Source organism: Streptomyces sp. NPDC097640 (assembly GCF_040302705.1).
Lineage (GTDB): Bacteria > Actinomycetota > Actinomycetes > Streptomycetales > Streptomycetaceae > Streptomyces.
In genome coordinates this window covers 320,634-342,360 of the sequence record NZ_JBEOSB010000010.1, presented here as the reverse complement: position 1 = coordinate 342,360, position 21,727 = coordinate 320,634, and the positions used below count along the sequence as shown (strand labels likewise).

Sequence of the window (21,727 nt, the reverse complement as noted above, 5' to 3'; positions counted from 1 at the left end):
AGCCGCCTTCGGCGGCGGCGGACGCGGCCTGAAAGTCGCCCGCACCCTGGACGAGGTCCCCGAACTCTACGACTCCGCCGTCCGCGAGGCCGTCGTCTCCTTCGGCCGCGGCGAATGCTTCGTCGAGCGCTACCTCGACAAGCCGCGGCATGTGGAGACCCAGTGCCTCGCCGACACCCACGGCAACGTCGTCGTCGTCTCCACCCGCGACTGCTCCCTCCAACGACGCCACCAAAAACTCGTCGAAGAAGCCCCGGCGCCGTTCCTCACGCCGGAGCAGAACGCCGAGCTGTACCGCGCCTCCAAAGCCATCCTCAAGGAGGCCGGGTATGTGGGTGCGGGCACGGTCGAATTCCTGGTGGGCACGGACGGGACGATCTCCTTCCTGGAGGTCAACACCCGCCTCCAGGTCGAACACCCCGTCACCGAAGAGGTCACCGGGATCGACCTGGTGCGGGAGATGTTCCGGATCGCGGACGGCGAGCCGATCGGCTACGACGACCCGCCCGTGCGCGGCCACTCGTTCGAGTTCCGTATCAACGGCGAGGACCCGGGCCGCAACTTCCTGCCCGCCCCCGGCACCGTCACCACGTTCGCCCCGCCCACCGGCCCGGGCGTCCGCCTGGACGCGGGCGTGGAGTCGGGCAGCGTGATCGGCCCGGCCTGGGACTCTCTGCTGGCCAAGCTGATCGTCACCGGTGCCACCCGCACCCAGGCCCTCCAGCGCGCCGCCCGCGCGCTCGCGGAGTTCCAGGTCGAGGGAATGGCCACGGCGATCCCGTTCCACCGCGCCGTGGTCACCGACCCCGCCTTCACCGCCGACCCCTTCACCATCCACACCCGGTGGATCGAAACCGAGTTCACCAACACCATCACCCCCTACGCCCCCACCAACACCGACGAAACCGACGAGCCCGTCGCGCGCGAGATCGTGGTCGTCGAGGTCGGAGGCAAGCGCCTGGAGGTCTCCCTCCCCGCCTCCCTCGGTGTGGCGGCTGTTTCTATGGGTGGTGGGGCAGGGGCGAAGAAGCCCAAGCGCAAGGCCGTGAAGAAGTCCGGATCGGCCGCGTCCGGTGATGCGCTGGCGTCGCCGATGCAGGGGACCATCGTCAAGGTCGCCGTGGCCGAGGGGGACCAGGTCGCCGAGGGCGATCTGGTCGTGGTCCTGGAGGCGATGAAGATGGAACAGCCTCTCAACGCCCACCGCGCGGGCACCGTGAAGGGCCTGGCCGCCGAGGTCGGCGCCGCCCTCACCGCCGGCGCCGTCATCTGCGAGATCAAGGACTGACACCCCGCCGCACAGTCGAAACCTGGGCCCCGGTCGATCCCCTCGACCGGGGCCCAGGTGCATACGGTGGCGGCCGGAGCCCTCCGCGCGGCAGGATGTGAGCTCGGCCGAGGAGGGGGAGCGTATGGCTACGCCATGGCCGCCCGGTCCCCCGTTCGGCGACGACGACTGGGACGACGAGACGACGGACGACAACGCGTGACCGATCCGCCCAACACCCGCCCGGTGACCCCTCACCCGCGGGAGGCCCTCCCCCATGGGTGATATCGCCAAGGGCGTGCTCGGCGGCGCCTGGACGCTGCTCGTCGGGTGGATCCTGCCCACCGCCCTCAACCTCTCCGTCTTCTTCTTCACCGTCGCGCCCAGCCTCCACCACATCGACCTGGCGCAGCGGCTGTGGCCCTCGTCGAAGGTCAACACCGCCGTGCTCCTGCTGACCGTGTCCCTCCTCCTCGGGCTGGTCCTGTCCGCCGTGCAGACCCTGCTCTACCGCCTGCTGGAGGGCTACGTCCTGTGGCCCGCCACCGCCTACGACGCGCGCTGCCGCCGCCACCGGCAGACCAAGCAGGAGCTCCACGACCGCCTCACCCTGCTGCGGCTGGAGGAGCGCGAGCGCGCGAGCGCGCTGCCGCCCGAGGCGGCCCGGCAACTGGCCGACCTGCGCGCCAACCCCCGTATCGCCCGGGCCGCCCGCCGGGACCGGCTGCGCACGGCGGCCCAACGCGCGCTGCTCCAGGAGCGGTTGAGCCGCTACCCGATCGACGGCGACCAGATCGCCCCCACCCGCCTGGGCAACGCGATCCGCCGCCTGGAGGAGTACGGCTACGACCGCTTCCGCCTGGACACCCAGGTGCTGTGGGGCGAACTGACCGGCACGGCGCCCGAACAGGTCCGCCGCCAGGAGGAACTGGCCCGCGCCAGCGTCGACTTCTTCATATCCCTGCTCTACGGGCACGCCGCGGTGGCCGCGACCGCCCTGGCCGCCCTGGGCTCCGCGGACGCGGACCGCACCGCGCTGCTGACCACCGCGGCCGTCCTGACCGCGCTGATCCCGCTCTGGTACCGGTCCGCCGTGACGACCACCGACGAGTGGGCCGCCGCCGTACGGGCGCTGGTCAACGTCGGCCGGAAGCCGCTGGCCGAGTCCCTGGGCCTGGCGCTGCCGACCGAGCTGGCCGCAGAGCGCACCATGTGGAGGCTGGTCTCCCGGCTGTCCCGGCTCCCCTACCATGAGCGCGCGGCCGCTCTCGACCCGTACCGCGCCGAGCCCCAGCCCCCGCTGCCGGCGCCGCCCCGACCCGGCTCGTAATGGCATGCTTGACCCACGGACCCGTACGACCAACGGCGCAGGGAGGACCGCGATGGCATTGGAGACAGCCACAGCGCACGCCCCAGCGCGCCCCATGCGCGCCGACGCGCGCCGCAATTACGAGCGGCTGCTGACCGAGGCCAGGACCGCGTTCGTCGAGCACGGCACCGACGCGTCGCTGGAGGACATCGCGCGCCGCGCGGGCGTCGGTATCGGCACCCTCTACCGGCACTTCCCGAACCGCACCGCGCTCATGGGGGCCGTCTTCCAGAAAGAGGTGTGCGCGCTGCTGGCGCGCGCCCGTGAGCTGGCGAAGGCCCCGCAGCCGTGCCGTGCGCTGGTCGACTGGCTGCGCGAGATCATCGACTACGCGAGCACCTACCGCGGGCTCTCGCACGCGCTGATGGCCGCCTCCGGGGATGCGAGCTCTTCGCTGTCCCAGGGGTGCGGCCTGCCGATGCGCGAGGCGGGCAGCGCGCTGCTCGCCCGCGCCCAGCAGTCCGGGAACGTACGGTCCGACGTCGGCATAGACGATCTGATGCAGCTGACCAACGCCATCGCGCTGGCCGTGGAACAGTCGCCGGACGACCCGGAGTTGACCGACCGGCTGCTGGCCCTGACCTTCACCGGGCTCAAGTCCCGCTGACCCGGCCAGGGCTTCAGCACCCTCTGTGCCCTATGTGCCCTCTACACCCTCAGCGCCGCCGTGGCGCCAGGTCGGCGACCCGGCCCCCCGGCTGCTCCGCCAGCGGCATCCCGCCGCGCAGCGTGGCGCCCGGCCCGCCCCCCGGTGGGTGCGGGTGGTTGCGGCGCGGTCCGGGGAGCGGCAGCCCCTCCTCGCCGGCGCGCGCGGTGGGCGGGCCGCCGAGCCGGGGCTGCTGCCGCCCCGGCCCCGCCGGGCCGCCGTGGCCGCCCGCCGGGCCCGAGCCCGCGCCCGGCCCGGCCACCGCGATCTGCACCCCCTGGTCGGCGAGGGCCTGGAGCTCGGTCAGGGCCCGGTCGTGGTGCGCGGGTGGCTCGTCCGTGACCAGCCGGGTGATCACGTCCGTCGGCACCGTCTGGAACATGGTGTCGGTGCCGAGCTTGGAGTGGTCCGCGAGGACCACCACCTCCGCCGCCGCCTGGACCAGCGCGCGGTCGACGCTCGCCGACAGCATGTTGGACGTGGACAGGCCGCGCTCGGCGGTCAGCCCGCTGCCGGACAGAAAGGCCCGGCTGACCCGCAGCCCCTGGAGGGACTGCTCGGCGCCGCTGCCGACCAGCGCGTAGTTGGAGCCGCGCAGGGTGCCGCCGGTCATGACGACCTCGACCCGGTTGGCGTGCGCCAACGCCTGTGCGACGAGCAGGGAGTTGGTGACCACGGTCAGGCCCGGGACACGCGCGAGCCGGCGGGCCAGCTCCTGCGTGGTCGTCCCGGCGCCGACCACGACGGCCTCGCCCTCGTCGACGAGACCGGCCGCGAGATCGGCGATGGCCGTCTTCTCCGCGGTCGCTAGATGGGATTTCTGCGGGAAGCCGGACTCCCTGGTGAATCCGCCCGGCAACACCGCACCGCCGTGCCGGCGGTCGAGCAGTCCTTCTGCCTCCAGCGCCCGCACATCCCGCCGGACGGTCACTTCGGAGGTCTGGACGACGCGGGCGAGCTCGCGGAGCGATACCGCTCCGTTCGCCCGCACCATTTCAAGGATCAATTGGCGACGTTCTGCAGCGAACACGAAACTGACAGTAACGCCAACGACCGTCTGGTTTCAGCAGCTTGCACCAATTAACAGATGTTGTTCGTCTGCGACCCCTCGGGATGGTATTGGAGCGGGCTGCGCTTCCCTTAGGCCTCTTCCTGCGTCTTCCGCGTGTGCAGCTGCCGCGCCACCTCGGCGATCGAGCCGGACAGCGACGGGTACACCGTGAAGGCGCTGGCGATCTGCTCCACCGTCAGGTTGTTGTCGACCGCGAGGGAGATCGGGTGGATCAGCTCGCTCGCGCGCGGTGCGACCACCACGCCGCCGACCACGATGCCGGTGCCCGGACGGCAGAAGATCTTCACGAAGCCGTCCCGGATGCCCTGCATCTTCGCGCGCGGGTTGCGCAGCAGCGGCAGCTTCACCACCCGGGCGTCGATCTTCCCGCCGTCCACATCCGCCTGGGAGTAGCCGACCGTGGCGATCTCCGGGTCCGTGAAGACGTTGGCCGACACGGTCTTCAGGTTCAGCGGGGCGACCGCGTCACCGAGGAAGTGGTACATCGCGATCCGGCCCTGCATGGCCGCCACCGACGCCAGCGCCAGCACCCCGGTGCAGTCGCCCGCCGCGTACACGCCCGGCGCGCTGGTCCGCGAGACCTTGTCGGTCCAGATGTGCCCGGACTCCTTGAGCCGGACCCCGGCCTCCTCCAGGCCCATCTCGGCGCTGTTCGGGATCGAGCCGACGGCCATCAGACAGTGGGTGCCCGTGATCACCCGGCCGTCCGCCAGCGTCACTTCCACCCGGTCGCCGACCCGCTTGGCGGCCTGCGCCCGCGAGCGCGCCATCACATTCATCCCGCGCCGCCGGAAGACGTCCTCCAGCACGGCCGCCGCGTCCGGGTCCTCGCCCGGCAGCACCCGGTCCCGGCTCGAGACCAGCGTGACCTTGGAGCCCAGCGCCTGGTACGCGCCCGCGAACTCGGCGCCCGTGACACCGGAGCCGACCACGATGAGCTCCTCCGGGAGCTCGTCCAGGTCGTACACCTGCGTCCAGTTCAGAATGCGCTCGCCGTCCGGCAGCGCGTCCGGGATCTCCCTGGGGTGCGCCCCGGTCGCCAGCAGCACGGCGTCCGCGACCAGCGTCTGCTCGGTCCCGTCGGCAGCCCGGACGATCACCTTCCGCGACCCGTCGGGCGCCTGCGACGGCTCCAGCCGCCCGCGCCCGCGCATCACCCGCGCGCCCGCGCGCGTCACCGAAGCCGTGATGTCATGCGACTGGGCCAGCGCGAGACGCTTCACCCGTCGATTGACTTTGCCCAGGTCAACGCCCACGACTTGGGCCGCCTGCGCCAGCGGCGGGGTGTCATCGGCCACGATGATCCCCAACTCCTCGTACGAAGAGTCGAAGTTCGTCATCACCTCAGCGGTGGCGATCAATGTCTTCGAGGGCACACAGTCGGTGAGCACCGACGCCCCACCCAGACCGTCGCAGTCGACGACGGTCACCTCCGCGCCGAGCTGTGCGGCGACCAGCGCCGCCTCATAGCCGCCGGGTCCGCCACCAATGATCACGATCCGAGTCACATGCTCCATTGTCCCGCACCCGTTCGACATCACTCTCACGGGGGGTTCCCGCCGCCCCCGGAACCTTCTTCCCTCACTCCCGTACCCTCTGAGCCATGTCGCTCTACGCCGCGTACGCCGGCAACCTCGACGCGCGGCTGATGTCCCGCCGCGCACCGCACTCCCCGCTGCGCGGCACGGGGTGGATCAACGGCTGGCGCCTCACCTTCGGCGGCGAGCAGATGGGCTGGGAGGGTGCCCTCCCGACCATCGTCGAGGCGCCGCGCTCCCAGGTCTTCGTCGCTCTGTACGACATCGCCCCCATGGACGAGGACTCCATGGACCGCTGGGAGGGGGTCGGCCTGGACATCTACCGCCGGATGCGGATCCGGGTCCACACCCTGGACGGCGACGAGCCGGCCTGGCTCTATGTGCTCAACGGCTACGAGGGCGGCCTGCCCTCCGCCCGCTATCTCGGCGAGATCGCGGACGCCGCGGAATCCGCGGGGGCCCCGCACGACTACGTCATGGAACTGCGCAAGCGCCCCTGCTGAGGCCGGGCGCCCCGCCGCCCTTTCCGTTCCCTGCCCTTGCCCATTCCGTGCCTCTTTCCACACCACCCCGACGCGGTTCGATCGCGCCTTGGCAAAGAATCGAACACCGTCGTCAAGAACGTCTACGCGCGTAGGCAATCACCGGCTAGTCTCATGCGCGTGAACGCATCAGTTACCCATCAGGGGGACCCCTACGCCGCCGCCGACGTCGCGGCCGCACGCCTGCGCGAACTCACCGGCGAAGAGACCCACGACGTCGTCCTGGTCCTCGGCTCCGGCTGGGTGCCCGCCACCGACGCCCTGGGCGCCCCGGAACACGAGTTCCCGGTCACCGAACTCCCCTCCTTCCCGCCGCCCAGCGTCGAGGGCCACGCGGGCAAGATCCGCTCGTACAAGATCAACGACAAGCGAGCGCTGGTCTTCCTCGGCCGCACGCACTTCTACGAGGGCCTCGGTGTCGCCGCCGTCGCGCACGGCGTACGCACCGCCGTCGCCGCCGGCTGCAAGACCGTCGTCCTCACCAACGGCTGCGGCGGCCTCCGCGAGGGCATGCGCCCCGGCCAGCCGGTGCTGATCAGCGACCACATCAACCTCACCGCCGCCTCCCCGATCGTCGGCGCGAACTTCGTCGACCTCACCGATCTGTACTCGCCGCGGCTGCGGGCGCTGTGCCGGGAGATCGACCCCACCCTCGAGGAGGGCGTCTACGCGCAGTTCCCCGGCCCGCACTACGAGACGCCCGCCGAGATCAACATGACCCGCACCCTCGGGGCGGACCTGGTGGGCATGTCCACCGCCCTGGAGGCGATCGCCGCCCGCGAGGCGGGCGCCGAGGTCCTCGGCATCTCCCTGGTCACCAACCTCGCCGCGGGCATGACGGGCGAACCCCTCAACCACGAGGAGGTCCTCCAGGCGGGCCGCGACTCGGCCGCGCGGATGGGGAGCCTCCTGGCGCAGGTCCTCGACCGCGTCTGACGGCACCCGCCGGCGCCCCGCCCGCGGGCGCGGGCCCGAACCGCCGGCTCGCCGACCCGAGCCGACGCCCCGGGCCCGCAGGACCGGACTCACAGGACCTGATGCGGCGCCCCGGACGCTCTGCCCGAGGCCGGTGACCCCGGCAGTACGGACCCGAGCCGCCGCGAAGCGAGTTACGACCCGAGTCACGGACCCCGAGCCGCCGTCCGGGCCCGCTGACCGACCCGGTCAACCGGAGCTGCCGACCCGAGTCACGGACCCCGAGCCGCCAGCCGGACCGGCTGACCCGGACCCGCGGATCCGAGCCAGTGCCTGGGACACACTGCCCCGGGCCGCAGACCCGACCCGCTGATTCGAGCCGCCGGGCAGGGTTACCGGCCCGAGCCGCCGGACCGGACCGCTGGGCGGCTGCCGTCCCGGTCCGCCACGCCCTGTCCGGCGGATCTTGGCGCCTGCTGCGGGCCGCTCCCCTCCCCCGCCCCTTCCCAGCACCTGTCGATATGCGACTCTGCCGCGCAGATCGAAACGGTCGGGAAGGGGCGGGTATGGGGAGAGAGCCACCGACGAACCCGGCGACGCGCGCGGCAGCGCCACCCGCGCCGCGGTCGCCGGGCCGGGTCGGCCCGTCCCTGGCCCGCCCCGCGCGGGCCCTGGCGTCGTGCCGGTTTCCCGGGGTACTCACTGGTCAGCCACGCTCGGCGGCCATCCACCCCCGGCGGCGCCGAGGCGGCGGGCGCGGGCTCGCGACAGCGCCGCCCGGCCCCGCCCCGGAGCCCCGCCGGACCGCACCCACACGCCCGACCCAGCCACCACCAGCCACCGCCAGCCCCACCAGCCACCCCCCAGCCACCCCAGGAGGCCTCCCATGGCGCCCACCCCCGAGTCCGAGCTGATCTCCAAGGCCAGCACCTGGATGGCGGAGGACCCCGACCCCGAGACCCGCGAGGAGCTGGCCAAGCTGCTCCAGGCGGCCGACTCGGGCGAGCCCACGGCCCTCGACCAGCTGGCCGACCGCTTCTCCGGCACCCTTCAGTTCGGCACCGCCGGCCTCCGCGGCGAACTGGGCGCCGGGCCCATGCGCATGAACCGCGCCGTGGTCATCCGCGCCGCCGCCGGCCTCGCCGCGTACCTCACCAAGCAGGGGCACTCCACCGGGCAGCCGCCCACCGCGCAGCGGCCCGGCCTCGTCGTCATCGGCTACGACGCCCGCTACAAGAGCGCCGACTTCGCCCGCGACACCGCCGCCGTCGTGACCGGCGCGGGCCTCCGGGCCGCCCTGCTGCCGCGCCCGCTCCCCACCCCCGTCCTCGCCTTCGCCATCCGCCACCTCGGCGCCGTCGCCGGGGTCGAGGTCACCGCCAGCCACAACCCGCCCCGCGACAACGGCTACAAGGTCTACCTCGGCGACGGCTCCCAGATCGTGCCGCCCGCCGACCTCGACATCGCCGCCGAGATCGCCGCGATCGGCGCCCTCGACGACGTTCCCCGCCCGGACTCCGGCTGGGAGACCCTCGGCGACGACGTCCTGGACGCCTATCTCGCCCGTACCGACGCCGTTCTGACCCCCGGCTCTCCTCGGGACGTACGCGTCGTCTACACCCCGCTGCACGGCGTCGGCCGCGAGACCGTCACCGCCGCCTTCGCCCGCGCGGGATTCCCGGCCCCTGTGGTGGTCGCCGAGCAGGGCGAGCCGGACCCGGCCTTCCCGACCGTCGCGTTCCCCAACCCGGAGGAGCCGGGCGCGATGGACCTGGCGTTCGCCACCGCCCGCGGCCTCGGCCCCGGCGGGGCCGACATCATCATCGCGAACGACCCGGACGCCGACCGCTGCGCGGTGGCCGTACCGGCCGCGGCCCCCGCCGCGGCCGCCTGGCGGATGCTCCGGGGCGACGAGGTCGGCGCGCTCCTGGCCACCCACCTCATCCACAAGAGCGCCCGCGGCACCTTCGCGACCTCGATCGTCTCGTCCTCCCTCCTGTCCCGCATCGCGCAGGCCGCGGACCTCCCGTACGCCGAGACGCTGACCGGCTTCAAGTGGCTGGCCCGCGTCGACGGGCTGCGCTACGCCTACGAGGAGGCGCTCGGCTACTGCGTCGACCCCGAGGGCGTACGCGACAAGGACGGCATCACCGCCGCCCTGCTCGTCGCCGAGCTGACGGCCGAGCTCAAGGAGCAGGGCCGCACCCTCACCGACCTGCTCGACGACATCGCGCTGGAACACGGGCTGCACGCCACCGACCAGCTGTCCGTGCGCGTCGAGGACCTGTCCCTGATCGCCCAGGTCATGAAGCGGCTGCGCGAACAGCCGCCCACCGAGCTCGCGGGCCTCGCCGTGTCCGCCGGCGAGGACCTCTCGCGCGGCACGGCGGCCCTGCCCCCGACGGACGGCCTGCGCTATCAGCTCTCCGGCCGGGCCGGCGCCACCCCGGGGTCCACCGTCCGGTCGGCCCGGGTGATCGTCCGCCCGAGCGGCACCGAGCCGAAGCTGAAGTGCTACCTGGAGGTGGTGGTCGACGCCCCCGCGGCGGACGCCCTCGCCACAGCGCGCGCGACGGCGGAGCAGGTCCTGTCGGCGCTCAAGGCGGACCTCGCGGAGGCGGCGGGGATCTGACGTTCCCGGTCAGACCATGATCATGTCGGCCCGGTCCGCGAGCGGAAGGTGCGGCGGTAGGTGTCCGGGGGCACTCCGACGGTGCGGTTGAAGTGTCGGCGCAGGGTCGTGGCGGTGCCCATGCCGGTGGCCGCCGCGATGGCGTCGACACTGTCGTCGGTCGTCTCCAGCAGTTCCTGGGCGTGGCGGATCCGCTGCGTCAGCAGCCATTGCAGCGGGGTGGTGCCGGTCACCGCCCTGAAGTGGCGGCCCAGGTTGCGCGAGCTCATCCGCGCCCGGCGGGCCAGGTCCTCCACGGTCAGCGGATGGTCCAGCCGTTCCATCACCCAGGGGAACAGTTCGGCGAGCGGGTGGTTGTCCGGGGCGGGCACCGGGGTGGTGACGAACTGGGCCTGGCCGCCGTCCCGGTGCGGCGGCACGACCAGGCGGCGGGCCACCGTGTTGGCGATCGACGAGCCGTGGTCGAGGCGGACGAGGTGCAGGCACAGGTCCATCGCGGCGGCCTTGCCCGCAGAGGTGAGCACGCTGCCGTTGTCCACGTAGAGCACGTCCGGGTCCACCTCCACCCGGGGGTAGCGGGCGGCCAGGACCTCGGTGTGCGCCCAGTGCGTGGTCGCGCGCCGCCCGTCCAGCAGGCCGGCGGCGGCCAGCACGAACGCGCCCGTGCAGAGGGAAGCCACCCGCGCGCCCGCCTCGTGGGCCGCGCGCACCGCGTCGACGAGGTCGGCCGGTGGGTCCACGTCGACATCGGCCCAGCCTGGGACGATCACGGTGTCGGCGCGCGGGAGTTGGTCGAGGCCGTGGTCGGGCTCCAGCCGGAACCGGCCGACCCGTACGGCGCCCGGCCCGCAGACGACGACGCGGTACCAGGGGTCGACCGTGCCGGTCATGTCGGAGCCGAAGACCTCGTACGCCAAGGACAGCTCGAAGTGCAGCATCCCGTCGGTGGCGGCCAGCGCGACAGTGCCCATGCCCATGCCCATGCCCATGCCCATGTCCGGAATTGTATGGGTGATGTCGTTCCGGACACTCGTGCGGAACACCCGCCCTCGCCAGGATGGTCCAGGTCAGATCGAGGCAGGTCATTTGAGTACGGGGGAGAACCCATGGAATCAGGATCAGGGCTCACGGTGGCGGTGTTCGGCGCGTACGGGCACACCGGGCGCTTTGTGGTGGCTCAGTTGCGGGATCGCGGGTTCGTCCCGGTTCTCTCCGGCCGCGACGCCGACAAGCTGCGGGCGCTGGCGGCGTCCGAGTCCGGGCCGGCCCCCCGCCCGGCGTCGGTCGACGACCCGGCCTCGCTCGACCGCGCGCTGGCCGGTGCGGCGGCCGTGATCAACTGCGCCGGGCCCTTCGCGACGACGGCCGTCCCCGTGATCGAGGCGGCACTGCGCGCCGGGATCCCGTATGTGGACGTGGCGGCCGAGATCGAAGCCAACGTCGATACGTTCGCGCACTTCACGGACCGCGCCCGCGCCGCGGGAACGGCGATCGTCCCCGCGATGGCCTTCTACGGCGGCCTCGGCGACCTGTTGGCCACCGCCGCGATGGGCGACTGGACGAAGGCCGACGAGGCACACATCGCATACGGGCTGAGCGGTTGGCACCCCACCGCCGGGACGCGCACCGCGGGCTCGGTCTCCCAGGAGCGGCGGGACGGCCGACGCGTCCGTTACACGAACGGACAGTTGGAGTACCACAACGACGAACTGCCCACCCTGGAGTGGCCCTTCCCCGACCCGATGGGCCCCCGGGCCGTCATCGGGGAGTTCACCATGGCCGACGTCGTCACCATCCCCAGCCACCTGTCCATCCCCGAGGTGCGCACCTATATGACGGCCGAGGCGGCCAGGGACCTGTCGGCCCCGGACACACCGGCACCGACGGCGGTCGACGAACGCGGACGGTCCGCGCAGACCTTCCTCGTCGATGTCGTCGTACGCTCCGGCGACACGGAACGGCGCGCCGTGGCCAAGGGCCAGGACATCTACGCCGTCTCCGCGCCGCTCGCGGTGGAAGCGGTTCACCGCATCCTCACCGGACGGACCAGGACGGTCGGTGTCGCCTCCGCGGGCGAGATCTTCGACGCGCCCGACTTCCTCCGCGCGCTGTCCCCGCACATTTCCCTCGACCTGCGTGAGTAGCGGGCAGCCCGCCCGGCACCCCCGGCCCGCGTCATTCGGACTGCGAGACCATCGCCGCCAGGCCGCACCCGGTGTCCAGGAAGAAGGTGTGGTAGCCGGCCATGTGGCCGATGTCCTGCATGTCGATCTGGGCGATGTACGCCATGAGCTTCCCGCATGCCGGGCACTCGGGGTATTCGGCGTCGTCGATCCACACGGGTCGGCCGCCGATCGCCGAGTCGACGGGGCAGGGGCCCGACCGGTGGCCGGGGACCATGCGTACGGTGGGCGCCCCGGCCGCCGGGAGGCCCGTGCCGGGCTCGGGCGGGTCCGAAAGGCGGGAGGTCCCGTCCGGCCCGACGCGGATGAACACCGGGTCGGCATCATCGACGGCACACCCGTAACAGACGACCAGCCGCAGCCGCCCCGACCAGCCGGCGTGCACCAGCGCCCCGGCGACCCGCGCGTCGGCGGTGTCCAGGTCCAGCGCGGTCCACAGCGCGGCGCCGCATCCCTGGCAGCGCTCCTGCGGGATTCGGCTTTCTTCAACTTCTTCGGATTCTTCGGCCACCAGGTGGTGGGCGACGGGCCCGCACAGCTCCCGGGCCCGATCGCCCTCCAACATCCAGCCGCCTTCCGGCATGTACTCGGCGGGCGTGACGAAGAGCTTGTCGGCGCCGGGCGGCGGCTGGTCGCGCCACCGACGGAAGGCTTCCTCGGCGACCGGGCCCCGTGTCTGCGCCAGGGCCGACAGCAGGTGGTTCAGGCGGAGTGCGCCTTTGCCGCCCGCGTCGGCCTGCGCGACGAGATCACGCTGTGTCTCGTCGTCGGCCGCGCAGTACAGCACGGCCGGATACACCACGTCCGCAGCGAGGAGCCGGGGCAGATGGGGCGCCAGGCTTTCCGGAGCGGTCCTCGCCAGTTCCTCGAGCTCGGGGGCGTCACCGTCGCGTGCGGCAATGGCCCGGACCATGAGATCTTCCAGATGCTCCGTCATATGGGGAACGTAGCAACGGCCTCCGACCGCGTACGACGCGGCTCGGCGACATAGTCGGGCAGCGCCACATCGCTGCTGACCTTCTCCCCCAGCCTGAGCATCCAGTTCAGGAAGACGGGCTTGGACAGCAGGCCGTTGCGGAAACGCAGGCCGGTTGCGGTGCCGGGCGCGAGGAACTTCCCGGTGCGGTCGCCGCCGGTCTGGCAGCCCTTGGCGTACTTCCGGAGCCTGTCCTCGTAGCGCGCGAAGGCCGCTCGATGGTCGCCTCCGGCCCGCGCGAGCTCGCCCGCCAGCACATAGGCGGCCACCATGGCGGTCCCGGTGCCCATCCCCCCGATGGTGGCCCCGCACGCGGCGTCGCCCACCAGGCACACCCGGCCCCGTGACCAGGTGTCCACGTCTGCCCGGCTGATCGAGTCGAAGTACAGCTCGGGGGCCCGGCGCAGCGAATCGAGCAGGCGGGGCACCTCCCAGCCGAGTCCGGAGAAGGCGTCGGCGATCAGACGCTTCTGCTGCTCGGGGTCGTGGCGGTCGTACGACAGCTCGGGCGCGGCGAAAACGAAGAACGCCCCGGCCCGCGCCGGGTCCCGGCGGTCGGCCCCGACGGAGGCGAGCCGCCCCGGAGCGTTGTAGCCGACCGAGCCCCGCTCCCACCCCTGTTCGTTGGCGAGCTGCCAGGTGGCGGCGTAGTAGCCGAGGTGGCTCACGTAGTCCTCCTCGGGGCCGAAGGCGAGGCGCCGGACGTTGGAGTGCAGCCCGTCCGCGCCGATCACCAGGTCGAACTCGCGCGAGGCCGCGTGCCGGAAGTCGACCCGCACGCCGGAGGGGGTCTCGGTGAGGCCGGTGATCGAGTCGCCGAAGAGGTACTCGGTGTGGTCCAGGCCGCGCTCGTACAGCAGCTGGGCCAGGTCGCCGCGGAGCACCTCGATCGCGCCGCCGGCGAACTCCGCGGGCAGGTGCAGCAAGGTCCGGCCGCTTTCGTCGACGAAGCTCATCGGGGAGCCGCCGGTCTGCATCGCGCGCAGCTCGGGCAGCAGGCCCATGCGCTCCAGCACGGTCAGGTGCGTATCGCCACGGAAGTCGACGGCCTGGCCGCCGCCGCGCAGGGCCGGGGCCAGCTCGACGACCGTCGGGTTGAAGCCGTGGCGCCCCAGCCAATAGGCCAGCGCCGGACCGGCGATGCTCGCGCCGGAGATAAGGACGTTCCGGTTCATGGTTCCTCCACCCCTGAAAACTGTGTCCGATGGACACGATTAATTACTGTGTACCATAGACGCAGTTATTCGGCACGCCAAGACCCCACGAGGTCGAGAGGAGGGGGCGACGGACATGGGCGACAACCACGCCGAGACGGTGCGGCTGCTGTGGGGCCCCCACGCCAAGCCGTCGCGCGGCCCCCGGCCGACCCTCGACCAGGACCGCATCGCACGAGCCGGGATCGAGATCGCCGACTCGGAGGGGCTGGCCGGCGTCTCCATGCAGCGGGTCGCCGCGCAACTGGGCGTCACCAAAATGGCGCTGTACCGCTACGTCCCGGGCAAGGCCGAACTGGTCGCGCTGATGGTCGATGCCGCGATCGGCCCGTACCCGGCGGCGGACTCACAGCCCTCGGGCTGGCGGGGCCAATTGGCGGACTGGGCCCGCCACCTCCTCTCCGCCTTCCTCCAGCACCCGTGGACGCTGGACGCCACCATCGGACCGAGGGTCATGGGGCCCTCGGAGCTGGGCTGGATGGAGTGCGCCGTCTCCGCGCTGGACGGCACGGGGCTCAGCGGCGCCGAGCGGATGGACGCGGTCGTCCTGCTGGTCGGCCATGTACGCGCCATCACCCAGCAGGCCCGGGCCGCGGGCCCGGCGGGCACCCCCGAGGCGGAGCTGAGCGGCATCCTCGCCGACCTGATGCGGGCGCAGGGCGAGCGCTTCCCCGCGCTGGCCGCCGCGCTCGCCTCGGCGGAGCAGTCCGGCGGGCAGGACCAGGCCTGGGAGTTCGGCCTCCAGCGCATCCTGGACGGTCTGGCCGTGCTCATCGACCAGCGCGGGCACTGACCGTCGTACACCATCGCCACCATGGATCTCAACGACGTACTGCGCTGCCTCAGAGAGGCCGAAGCCGACCGGCGTCGGCCCGAACTCTGCGGCGGGCGCTATGTGGCCGTGGCCAACCGCTGCGCCTACGACGACGCCTCCCCGCTGCCGCTCGACCTCTTCGACGGGGTCGACGACGAGGAAGGCGAGGAATGCGACATCCTCGCGGGGCTGGGCGAGGCCACCTCCGTGTACGAGGCGTTGGACATCCTGGCGTCCGCCGTGCTGGACCAGGTGGGGGATCCGCCTGACGAGGACGACATGAGGGAGGCCGACCTCCAGCGGCTGGACGGCATCCACTCGCCGGCGCACCGCGCTCTCGCGTGCCTGCTCATGGGCTACGAAGGCGCCATCGACGTGGACACGAGCGCAGGCGCGGGCTGGTTCGCCGGTGCCCGCATCGTCTTCCTAAGCACAGCAACCCCGCCCAACCAGGAAGCCGACTACGGCATCCTCGAACTCCAGCCCACCGGCGAGCCCTCGGACACCGACCGCGCGCTCATGGACGCCGCCGAGGCCGATGACGCCGACGCCATCTCCGAGGCCCTGAGCGCGGGCGCCCGTATCGACGCGCTGGACGAGCGCGGTATGAGCGCACTCCACATCGCCGTGGCCCACCGCCAGGCGTCCGCCGTGACAGCACTGCTCGCGGCAGGGGCCGATCCCGCACTCCAGGCCACCTACAACAACGCCCCTCAATTCGCGTCACTCGACGACAGCGAGCGGGTCTCGGCCGGCACGAAGCGGATCGAGGACGCCGGCCACCTGGACATCCTGCGCACACTCATCGAGGCGGAAGCCCCGGTCAACGCGCAGAACCGCGACGGCTCGACGCTGCTCGACCTGGCGATCGCCACGCGTCCCTACCCCGAGGAGACGATCCGCTACCTCGTCGGCAAGGGTGCGCGAAGTGTCCGGCTGGGGGACCCCGATTTCGGCCGCCTCTTGGCCGTCCTGCCGTACAGCGACGGCCGACGCGCCCTCGAAACACGCGTCAACGCAGTGCGGTTCCTCCTGGAGTCGGGAGCCCGCCCAGAGGACGCCGAGGTGGCGGCCCAGCAGGTCTGGCTACGGCCTCAGGACGGCCCGGCCTTGCACGCGCTGCTCCACTTCACCGGGTACTACGAGCGCGAGGTGCCCGGCGAGATACTCCTCGAACTCGTCGATGTGCTCCTCCGCCACGGTGTCCGCGACACGTCGTACCAGGGCAGCACCGCGCTGGAGTGCGCCGAGGCATGGGTGAAAGGCGGCCATGCCAACTACGAGCCGGTGGTGCGAAGGCTGCGCGAGGCCGCCGCCGAGGGCGGTGTCTGACTGAGGACAACAGCCTGGCGGGGCATCGCCGGTGGCGCCATGCAGTGCGACGGCCCCCGCCGGACAGCGAGGGCCGTGCTCTGGTGCCGTAGACCGGATCAGGCAGCGGGGAACCCGCCGCCCTTGACGGCCGAGACGAAGGACGACCAAGCCACCGCCGGGAACACCAGGGCGGGGCCGTGCGGGTCCTTGCTGTCACGGACAGGGACCCGGCCGCTGGACACGTACGCGGGCGCCCACTCGACGCACTCACCGCCATCACCGTTGCTGTAGCTGGACTTGACCCACTCCACTCGGGAGAGATCAGGGGTGCTACTCATGGCGTCAACTTCCCACCCTTGACGGCCGAGACGAAGGACGACCAAGCCACTGCCGGGAAGACCAGGGCAGGGCCGCCGTGAGGGTCCTTGCTGTCACGGACGGGGACCCGGCCGGTGGACGCGTACGCGGGTGCCCACTCGACGCATGCGCCGCCGTCGCCGTTGCTGTAGCTGGACTTGACCCACTCCGCGCGGGAGAAGTCCGGGGTTCTGCTCATGGCGTCAAAGCCTCCATGACGGAATGGATGAATGTCGCCGTCTGGGTAGGCGACAAGGCGTAGGCCCTGAGCAGATCGTACGACCGGCTACGCCTGACCACCCTCTCCCTGTCCTCGATGAGTTGCCCCGTAGAGATGCCCTCTTCATAGGCAACGGACGTACCGTCGTCCAGGGTCAGCAGATAAAGCGCGCCACCACCGCCCATCAGCGCATGCTCACCGTGCTCGAACGGCAGCAGCTGAATCACGGTGTGCGGAGTGTCCACCAGCTCGACCAGGCGGGCCAGTTGGGCACGCATGACGACCGGTCCACCGACCGGCCGCCTCACGCACGCCTCGTCCAGGACCACCGACAGATGAGGAGCGGGCGTGGCTTGTAGAAGAGCCTGCCGACTCATACGAGCCGCCACCTTCTCCTCTATCTCCTCCGCCGCGGCGTCGGGGTTGCTGACCCGGAAGAGCGCACGGGCGTAGTCCTCCGTCTGCAACACGCCGGGCACGAGCTGTCCGGCGTAATGCCCGATGGACTGTGCGCGCGCCTCCAGCTCCATGAACCGCCGGTACTTATCCGGGTGCACCTCGTGCCGGGCCAGCGCGTACAGCTTCACGAAGATCCCGTCCGTGCCGAACGCCGCGTCCAGCTGAGCGGGGAGTTCGGGAGGGATCATGTACTCCGCGAGCTCGATCCGACCCAGGTGACTGCGGCTCGAGTTCACCACTTCGGCGAGCTGATCCAGGCTCATCCCCGCCTGTTCGCGGTGTCGGCGCAGCTCGGCGCCGAAGAGATGGCGGACGCTTCGTTCGGGTGTCAGTTCGCGTTTGCGCGCGGCCATGTACGCAACTCCTGCCTCCCAAGGTGCGGCTGGGAGTCCAACCACCGCCGAGAGTACGCACCGACAGCCACGCTTGCACTACAAACAGTGAACAAGGCCCTGCCGCACATAGGACCCCCGCGACGCGCGACCGTCCGGGGGCGTGGCCACCAGCCGACCCTTAGAGGAGCTGATGACGTGATCGACCCTAATCGGTGCGCACCCACGTGCGTGAGTGCCCTTTTCGCCTCCGCGACGACCGGCCTCCGCCTGCTGCCCTGGACCAGCCCGGACGGCAAGCCGTGCTACCTGGCGACGGACCACGGAGACAGCCCCCTGAGCCGCCGCGCCGACGAGATCGAGACGCTGCAAGTGTCCATGGGCACGCAATTGCTCGGCCACGCCCGCGCGCTACTCGCCGACCGCAAAGCCGACGCCGGAGAGCTCCGGTTCCTGGCGAACCGCCTGTGCGAGGCGCTGCGCGATGTGCTGCGCGTGGCCGAGAGCAGGGGCGGGCGCCTGCCCGCGCACGACGATGGCCGCACTGCCGGGGACGCCGCCCCCGACGCCTGACGCCGCGGCGTCGCCAGCACCTATGACAGTCGCCATAAGCCCGGTGTAGGGTCCGGGATATAACGACCGTTATAGGAGGCAGGCATGACCGTCGTCACCGTGAACACCTCGAAGGGGCGCCTGGATCGGGAGCAGCGCCGCAAGCTGGCCGAGACCCTGACGGACGCGGTGCTCGTGCCCGAGGTCGGCCAGTTCGCCCCGGCCGCCCGGGCGGGGTTCCAGGTGCACTTCGTGGAGCGCGAGCCGGACATGGTCGCCATCGGCGGCCGCCTGCTGGCGGATGCCGGTCAGGAACCCGACGTCATGCTGATCGATGTGGCGGTGATGGACGGCGACTGGCGCCGGGAGGTCCGGGCCGAGGTCATCGAGCGCGTCCTGGCCGCGCTGGCCGAGGCGTGCGGACTGCCGGAGCCGTCGCCGGCCTGGTGGGTCAACTTCCGGGTGATCACGGAAGGCAGCTGGGGTTCGCGCGGCGGCGTGCTCTCCATCCTCTCCCTCCTCGACAGCGGAGTGTTCACCGAGGAGAAGGCCGAGGCGATCCGCGCGGCGATCGGCGCCTGAGCGCCGTGCCGCCGCCCGGCGTGAGCGGCGGCACGCCGACAGCACTCAGGTCAGCCGGGCTGGCCGGTCGGCATGACGGTGACCTGCGGGAGGTTCACCCGCGGCGGGAGGCTCGCGAGAAACCCGACGGTCCGCGCGACGTCCTGCGGCTCGAGCCACTCCAGCATCTCCTTGGAGCTCTCCAGGAACGCGCGCGCCCCCGCGTCGGCGACGTGGTTCTGAAGCTCTGTGTCGACAAGGCCCGGCTCGATCACCGAGACCCGCACCTTCTTCGCCCCCAGCTCGGCCCGCAGGTTGCGGGAGAGGTGGGAGACGTACGCCTTGGTCCCGGCATACACAGCGAAGCCCGGGACGACGCTCTGCGCCGCGATCGAGGAGGTGCTGACCAGATCGGCCACTCCGCGCTCGGCGGCGGCGTTCACCAGCTGCGGAGTGAAAGCGGCGATGGCGTTCGTCAGACCGGTGATGTTGAGGTCGATCTGGCTCTGCCCGTGGGCTCGGGCCCGCTCCTCGATCGGGCCGAAGTGCATGACGCCCGCGTTGTTGAGGAGCAGGTCGGCACCGCCCAGCTCGGCCGCCACCCGGTCGGCCGCCGTCCGCACCGCCGCCGCGTCGGTGACGTCGACGGCCAGGGCGAGCGCCTGGCCACCGTTCTTCTCGATCCGGGCGACCAGGGCGTCCAGCCGCTCCGCACGCCGCGCCAGGACGACGACGCGGGCGCCCAGCTCGGCCAGATGCTCGGCCGACGCCTCGCCGATGCCGCTGGAGGCACCGGTGACGACCGCCACGCGGCCGGTGAGAGGACGGGAGGGAGTCTGCGTGGTCATGGGGCAACACCTTCCAAGGCGGGACATGGTCGCGGCCGGTCGCCGCGAGCTCCTGCACCACGACACCACCCACCAGGTCCTCCTGGGCCGCCACAGCGGGCCCTGACCAGGCAGGTCTCCGCCAGGCAGGTCGCCACGAGGCTGGTAACGACAGGGCCACCCAGCGCCCGGCACCGTGTGCCCGGCTTGGTCACACTGGAGGCATGGACCGAAGCAGCGAGATCGCCGCCTTCCTGCGCTCACGGCGTGCCGGGCTCACCCCCGACCGGGCCGGGCTGCCCGCCGACGGGCGCACCCGCCGGGTGCCCGGGCTGCGCCGCGACGAGGTGGCCCGCCTGGCCGGGGTCAGCACCGAGTACTACACCCGCCTCGAACAGGGCCGCGCCGGCTCCCCCTCGCCCGAGGTCGTCGAGGCTCTCGCCCGAGCCCTTCAGCTCGATCCCTCCGAGCGCGAGCACCTCACCAACCTGCTGGTCCGCCCCGCCACCGCACGCCGGGCCCCGGTGAGCCCGCAACGGGTCAGGCCCGGTCTGCACCTGATGCTGCACACCCTCGACCATGTGCCCGCCTTCATCCTGGGCCGCCGCGCCGACGTCCTGGCCTCCAACCGCCTCGCCCGCGAGGTCCTGACCGACTTCGACGCCCTGCCCGCGCCCCGACGGAACCTGGCCCTCTACTACCTGCTCGATCCCCAGGCCCGCGAGCGGGTCGCCGACTGGGAACGGGTCGCCTCCGAGACCGTGGCCGTCCTCCGCCTGGAGGCCGGCCGCCACCCCCACGACCGCCGGCTCGCCGACCTCGTCGGCGAGCTGACCCTGAAAGCACCCGAGTTCTCCGCCTGGTGGAACGACCATCGCGTGCTGAGCCGCACCCACGGCGCCAAGTCCTACCGCCACCCGCTCGTCGGAGACCTCCACTTCACCTACGAGTCCTTCCAGCCGCTCGGCGACACCGACCAGACCCTGTGCGTCTACAACGTCGAACCGGGCTCCCCGACCGCCGAGGCTCTCCAGCTCCTCGCCACCTGGACGGCGCCGCAACAGCGGACGCGTCATCCCCCGTCCGACGCGGCGGAGACGTCCGCCTGACCGACACGGACGCGGGAAGCATGGCCCCAGAGGGCCGGGCCGGCCGCTCAGGTGATCGCCAGCACCACCGCGAGCAGCACGATCCCCGCCACCGCCGGCGCGATGACCTCGAACGCCCAGCGCACCTCCGGCTCGCCCTGCGCGCCCTCCCGCTCGGCGTTCGTCTCCGCGAGGCCGCGCAGCTCGTCGATGGAGCGGTCGGCCGTGGCGCGCTGCGCCTCGGCCGCGTCCGCCGAGACCTGGACGGACGTACGGCGGAAGGGGTCCTCGGTCGCCGCCTTCGCCTGCCGCCGGCCGGCCCGCTTGCGCTGCCGCAGCGACACCGGGATGGCCCACATCTGGTACTTCGCGCCGCCCGCGAGCACCTCGCTGGAGAAGCTCGCGCGCACCGCCTCCACCGAGCCCCAGGGCAGGGTGATCGTGCGGAAGGGGTTGCGCACCCGCAGCCGGTCCCGGCCGGCGTACACCGCGGGCCGCACCGTGAACGCGATTACCAGCGGCACCGCGAACAGCAGCCCGGCCAGCGCCACCCACGGGGTCCGCCCCTCGCCCCGGATCACCGCGTCGATCCCCAGCCAGGCGCCGATCGCGAGCAGCAGCACGCCGCCCGCGATGCCGCCCGGAGAGCGGTAGACGCGGTCCGCGTACTCGGTCCCCTGATCAGCGGACCCCTGGTCGGCGGGCCCCTGGCCGGCGGGCCCCTGGCCGGCGGGCCCCTGGCCGGCGGGCCCCTGCTCGTGCGGGGCGGAGGAGTCGTGCGAGGAGTCGTCCGGGCTCGTCATATGGCCGATTCTGCCGCACCGGCGCTGCGGCCCGTATGCAGGGCCT

General features: G+C 72.2%; 22 protein-coding genes. 12 read left to right on the top strand and 10 right to left on the bottom strand.

Annotation, left to right across the window (positions count from 1 at the left end):
• The 3 genes from ABTY62_RS18780 to ABTY62_RS18770 form a co-directional block, all read left to right on the top strand.
• Nucleotides 1–1,288, top strand: a 1,288-nt coding sequence (locus ABTY62_RS18780; protein ID WP_352130519.1) for an ATP-binding protein, incomplete at its 5' end; no start/stop codon positions are given.
• Nucleotides 1,289–1,544: 256 nt separating this feature from the next.
• Nucleotides 1,545–2,597, top strand: a complete 1,053-nt coding sequence (locus tag ABTY62_RS18775; protein ID WP_352130518.1) for a hypothetical protein — start codon at nucleotides 1,545–1,547, stop codon at nucleotides 2,595–2,597.
• A gap of 52 nt (nucleotides 2,598–2,649) precedes the next feature.
• Nucleotides 2,650–3,243: a TetR/AcrR family transcriptional regulator gene (locus tag ABTY62_RS18770; protein ID WP_352130517.1), complete on the top strand. Its 594-nt coding sequence runs from the start codon at nucleotides 2,650–2,652 to the stop codon at nucleotides 3,241–3,243.
• 49 nt (nucleotides 3,244–3,292) lie between these two features.
• Here ABTY62_RS18770 and ABTY62_RS18765 read toward each other — a convergent pair whose 3' ends face one another.
• Both ABTY62_RS18765 and ABTY62_RS18760 read right to left on the bottom strand, forming a co-directional pair.
• Nucleotides 3,293–4,312 carry a DeoR/GlpR family DNA-binding transcription regulator gene (locus tag ABTY62_RS18765; RefSeq protein WP_352130516.1) on the bottom strand — a complete coding sequence of 340 codons (1,020 nt, stop codon included), beginning with the start codon at nucleotides 4,310–4,312 and terminating at the stop codon, nucleotides 3,293–3,295.
• A 110-nt stretch (nucleotides 4,313–4,422) separates the two neighbouring features.
• On the bottom strand, nucleotides 4,423–5,871 hold the full coding sequence (locus tag ABTY62_RS18760) for an NAD(P)H-quinone dehydrogenase (RefSeq protein ID WP_352130515.1): 1,449 nt from the start codon (nucleotides 5,869–5,871) through the stop codon (nucleotides 4,423–4,425).
• An 86-nt stretch (nucleotides 5,872–5,957) separates the two neighbouring features.
• On the opposite strand from ABTY62_RS18760, the gene ABTY62_RS18755 reads away from it, so the two are divergent.
• From ABTY62_RS18755 to ABTY62_RS18745, 3 genes are all read left to right on the top strand, one after another.
• On the top strand, nucleotides 5,958–6,395 hold the full coding sequence (locus ABTY62_RS18755; RefSeq protein WP_311724193.1) for a gamma-glutamylcyclotransferase family protein: 438 nt from the start codon (nucleotides 5,958–5,960) through the stop codon (nucleotides 6,393–6,395).
• Between the two features lie 153 nt (nucleotides 6,396–6,548).
• A complete protein-coding gene (locus ABTY62_RS18750) occupies nucleotides 6,549–7,370 on the top strand; it encodes a purine-nucleoside phosphorylase (RefSeq protein ID WP_311724194.1) in 822 nt (273 codons plus the stop codon).
• A gap of 865 nt (nucleotides 7,371–8,235) precedes the next feature.
• On the top strand, nucleotides 8,236–9,981 hold the full coding sequence (locus ABTY62_RS18745) for a phospho-sugar mutase (RefSeq protein WP_352130514.1): 1,746 nt from the start codon (nucleotides 8,236–8,238) through the stop codon (nucleotides 9,979–9,981).
• Between the two features lie 20 nt (nucleotides 9,982–10,001).
• Here ABTY62_RS18745 and ABTY62_RS18740 read toward each other — a convergent pair whose 3' ends face one another.
• Nucleotides 10,002–10,952, bottom strand: coding sequence for a helix-turn-helix domain-containing protein (locus ABTY62_RS18740; RefSeq protein WP_352130540.1), 951 nt, complete (start codon nucleotides 10,950–10,952; stop codon nucleotides 10,002–10,004).
• Between the two features lie 135 nt (nucleotides 10,953–11,087).
• On the opposite strand from ABTY62_RS18740, the gene ABTY62_RS18735 reads away from it, so the two are divergent.
• Nucleotides 11,088–12,125, top strand: a complete 1,038-nt coding sequence (locus ABTY62_RS18735; RefSeq protein ID WP_352130513.1) for a saccharopine dehydrogenase family protein — start codon at nucleotides 11,088–11,090, stop codon at nucleotides 12,123–12,125.
• Nucleotides 12,126–12,156: 31 nt separating this feature from the next.
• Here the strand turns inward: ABTY62_RS18735 and ABTY62_RS18730 are convergent, their stop codons facing one another.
• Nucleotides 12,157–13,101 carry a YwqG family protein gene (locus tag ABTY62_RS18730; protein WP_352130512.1) on the bottom strand — a complete coding sequence of 315 codons (945 nt, stop codon included), beginning with the start codon at nucleotides 13,099–13,101 and terminating at the stop codon, nucleotides 12,157–12,159.
• Entirely contained in the window at nucleotides 13,098–14,315 is a 1,218-nt protein-coding gene (locus ABTY62_RS18725; RefSeq protein ID WP_352130511.1) for an FAD-dependent monooxygenase, read from the bottom strand. Before ABTY62_RS18725 ends, ABTY62_RS18730 begins: the two co-directional genes overlap by 4 nt.
• A gap of 115 nt (nucleotides 14,316–14,430) precedes the next feature.
• Between ABTY62_RS18725 and ABTY62_RS18720 the strand changes: the two genes are divergently transcribed.
• Together ABTY62_RS18720 and ABTY62_RS18715 are read left to right on the top strand one after the other, a co-directional pair.
• Entirely contained in the window at nucleotides 14,431–15,147 is a 717-nt protein-coding gene (locus ABTY62_RS18720; RefSeq protein WP_352130510.1) for a TetR/AcrR family transcriptional regulator, read from the top strand.
• A 21-nt stretch (nucleotides 15,148–15,168) separates the two neighbouring features.
• Nucleotides 15,169–16,500, top strand: a complete 1,332-nt coding sequence (locus ABTY62_RS18715; protein WP_352130509.1) for an ankyrin repeat domain-containing protein — start codon at nucleotides 15,169–15,171, stop codon at nucleotides 16,498–16,500.
• Nucleotides 16,501–16,598: 98 nt separating this feature from the next.
• On the opposite strand, the gene ABTY62_RS18710 is transcribed toward ABTY62_RS18715, so the two are convergent.
• The 3 genes from ABTY62_RS18710 to ABTY62_RS18700 are packed head-to-tail and all read right to left on the bottom strand — an operon-like array spanning nucleotide 16,599 to nucleotide 17,871.
• Entirely contained in the window at nucleotides 16,599–16,820 is a 222-nt protein-coding gene (locus ABTY62_RS18710) for a DUF397 domain-containing protein (RefSeq protein WP_352130508.1), read from the bottom strand.
• Nucleotides 16,817–17,038 carry a DUF397 domain-containing protein gene (locus ABTY62_RS18705; protein ID WP_352130507.1) on the bottom strand — a complete coding sequence of 74 codons (222 nt, stop codon included), beginning with the start codon at nucleotides 17,036–17,038 and terminating at the stop codon, nucleotides 16,817–16,819. The genes ABTY62_RS18710 and ABTY62_RS18705 overlap by 4 nt, the downstream gene beginning before the upstream one ends.
• A complete protein-coding gene (locus ABTY62_RS18700; RefSeq protein ID WP_352130506.1) occupies nucleotides 17,035–17,871 on the bottom strand; it encodes a helix-turn-helix domain-containing protein in 837 nt (278 codons plus the stop codon). The genes ABTY62_RS18705 and ABTY62_RS18700 overlap by 4 nt, the downstream gene beginning before the upstream one ends.
• 210 nt (nucleotides 17,872–18,081) lie before the next feature.
• On the opposite strand from ABTY62_RS18700, the gene ABTY62_RS18695 reads away from it, so the two are divergent.
• Both ABTY62_RS18695 and ABTY62_RS18690 read left to right on the top strand, forming a co-directional pair.
• A complete protein-coding gene (locus tag ABTY62_RS18695; RefSeq protein WP_352130505.1) occupies nucleotides 18,082–18,423 on the top strand; it encodes a hypothetical protein in 342 nt (113 codons plus the stop codon).
• An 84-nt stretch (nucleotides 18,424–18,507) separates the two neighbouring features.
• On the top strand, nucleotides 18,508–18,984 hold the full coding sequence (locus tag ABTY62_RS18690; RefSeq protein WP_352130504.1) for a tautomerase family protein: 477 nt from the start codon (nucleotides 18,508–18,510) through the stop codon (nucleotides 18,982–18,984).
• Nucleotides 18,985–19,034: 50 nt separating this feature from the next.
• Here ABTY62_RS18690 and ABTY62_RS18685 read toward each other — a convergent pair whose 3' ends face one another.
• Nucleotides 19,035–19,811, bottom strand: a complete 777-nt coding sequence (locus ABTY62_RS18685; protein WP_352130503.1) for an SDR family oxidoreductase — start codon at nucleotides 19,809–19,811, stop codon at nucleotides 19,035–19,037.
• Nucleotides 19,812–20,014: 203 nt separating this feature from the next.
• Between ABTY62_RS18685 and ABTY62_RS18680 the strand changes: the two genes are divergently transcribed.
• Entirely contained in the window at nucleotides 20,015–20,899 is an 885-nt protein-coding gene (locus ABTY62_RS18680; protein WP_352130502.1) for a helix-turn-helix transcriptional regulator, read from the top strand.
• Nucleotides 20,900–20,946: 47 nt separating this feature from the next.
• Here the strand turns inward: ABTY62_RS18680 and ABTY62_RS18675 are convergent, their stop codons facing one another.
• A complete protein-coding gene (locus ABTY62_RS18675; protein ID WP_352130501.1) occupies nucleotides 20,947–21,681 on the bottom strand; it encodes a PH domain-containing protein in 735 nt (244 codons plus the stop codon).
• Between the last annotated feature and the right edge of the window lie 46 nt (nucleotides 21,682–21,727).

Bases quoted from the DNA above. Each gene is read 5' to 3' on its own strand.
- ABTY62_RS18775 (WP_352130518.1), top strand. From the start codon at position 1,545: ATGGGTGATATCGCCAAGGGCGTGCTCGGCGGCGCCTGGACGCTGCTC.
- ABTY62_RS18770 (WP_352130517.1), top strand. From the start codon at position 2,650: ATGGCATTGGAGACAGCCACAGCGCACGCCCCAGCGCGCCCCATGCGC.
- ABTY62_RS18760 (WP_352130515.1), bottom strand. From the start codon at position 5,871: ATGGAGCATGTGACTCGGATCGTGATCATTGGTGGCGGACCCGGCGGC.
- ABTY62_RS18755 (WP_311724193.1), top strand. From the start codon at position 5,958: ATGTCGCTCTACGCCGCGTACGCCGGCAACCTCGACGCGCGGCTGATG.
- ABTY62_RS18750 (WP_311724194.1), top strand. From the start codon at position 6,549: ATGCGCGTGAACGCATCAGTTACCCATCAGGGGGACCCCTACGCCGCC.
- ABTY62_RS18745 (WP_352130514.1), top strand. From the start codon at position 8,236: ATGGCGCCCACCCCCGAGTCCGAGCTGATCTCCAAGGCCAGCACCTGG.
- ABTY62_RS18740 (WP_352130540.1), bottom strand. From the start codon at position 10,952: ATGGGCACTGTCGCGCTGGCCGCCACCGACGGGATGCTGCACTTCGAG.
- ABTY62_RS18735 (WP_352130513.1), top strand. From the start codon at position 11,088: ATGGAATCAGGATCAGGGCTCACGGTGGCGGTGTTCGGCGCGTACGGG.
- ABTY62_RS18730 (WP_352130512.1), bottom strand. From the start codon at position 13,101: ATGACGGAGCATCTGGAAGATCTCATGGTCCGGGCCATTGCCGCACGC.
- ABTY62_RS18725 (WP_352130511.1), bottom strand. From the start codon at position 14,315: ATGAACCGGAACGTCCTTATCTCCGGCGCGAGCATCGCCGGTCCGGCG.
- ABTY62_RS18720 (WP_352130510.1), top strand. From the start codon at position 14,431: ATGGGCGACAACCACGCCGAGACGGTGCGGCTGCTGTGGGGCCCCCAC.
- ABTY62_RS18715 (WP_352130509.1), top strand. From the start codon at position 15,169: ATGGATCTCAACGACGTACTGCGCTGCCTCAGAGAGGCCGAAGCCGAC.
- ABTY62_RS18710 (WP_352130508.1), bottom strand. From the start codon at position 16,820: ATGAGTAGCACCCCTGATCTCTCCCGAGTGGAGTGGGTCAAGTCCAGC.
- ABTY62_RS18705 (WP_352130507.1), bottom strand. From the start codon at position 17,038: ATGAGCAGAACCCCGGACTTCTCCCGCGCGGAGTGGGTCAAGTCCAGC.
- ABTY62_RS18700 (WP_352130506.1), bottom strand. From the start codon at position 17,871: ATGGCCGCGCGCAAACGCGAACTGACACCCGAACGAAGCGTCCGCCAT.
- ABTY62_RS18690 (WP_352130504.1), top strand. From the start codon at position 18,508: ATGACCGTCGTCACCGTGAACACCTCGAAGGGGCGCCTGGATCGGGAG.
- ABTY62_RS18685 (WP_352130503.1), bottom strand. From the start codon at position 19,811: ATGACCACGCAGACTCCCTCCCGTCCTCTCACCGGCCGCGTGGCGGTC.
- ABTY62_RS18680 (WP_352130502.1), top strand. From the start codon at position 20,015: ATGGACCGAAGCAGCGAGATCGCCGCCTTCCTGCGCTCACGGCGTGCC.
- ABTY62_RS18675 (WP_352130501.1), bottom strand. From the start codon at position 21,681: ATGACGAGCCCGGACGACTCCTCGCACGACTCCTCCGCCCCGCACGAG.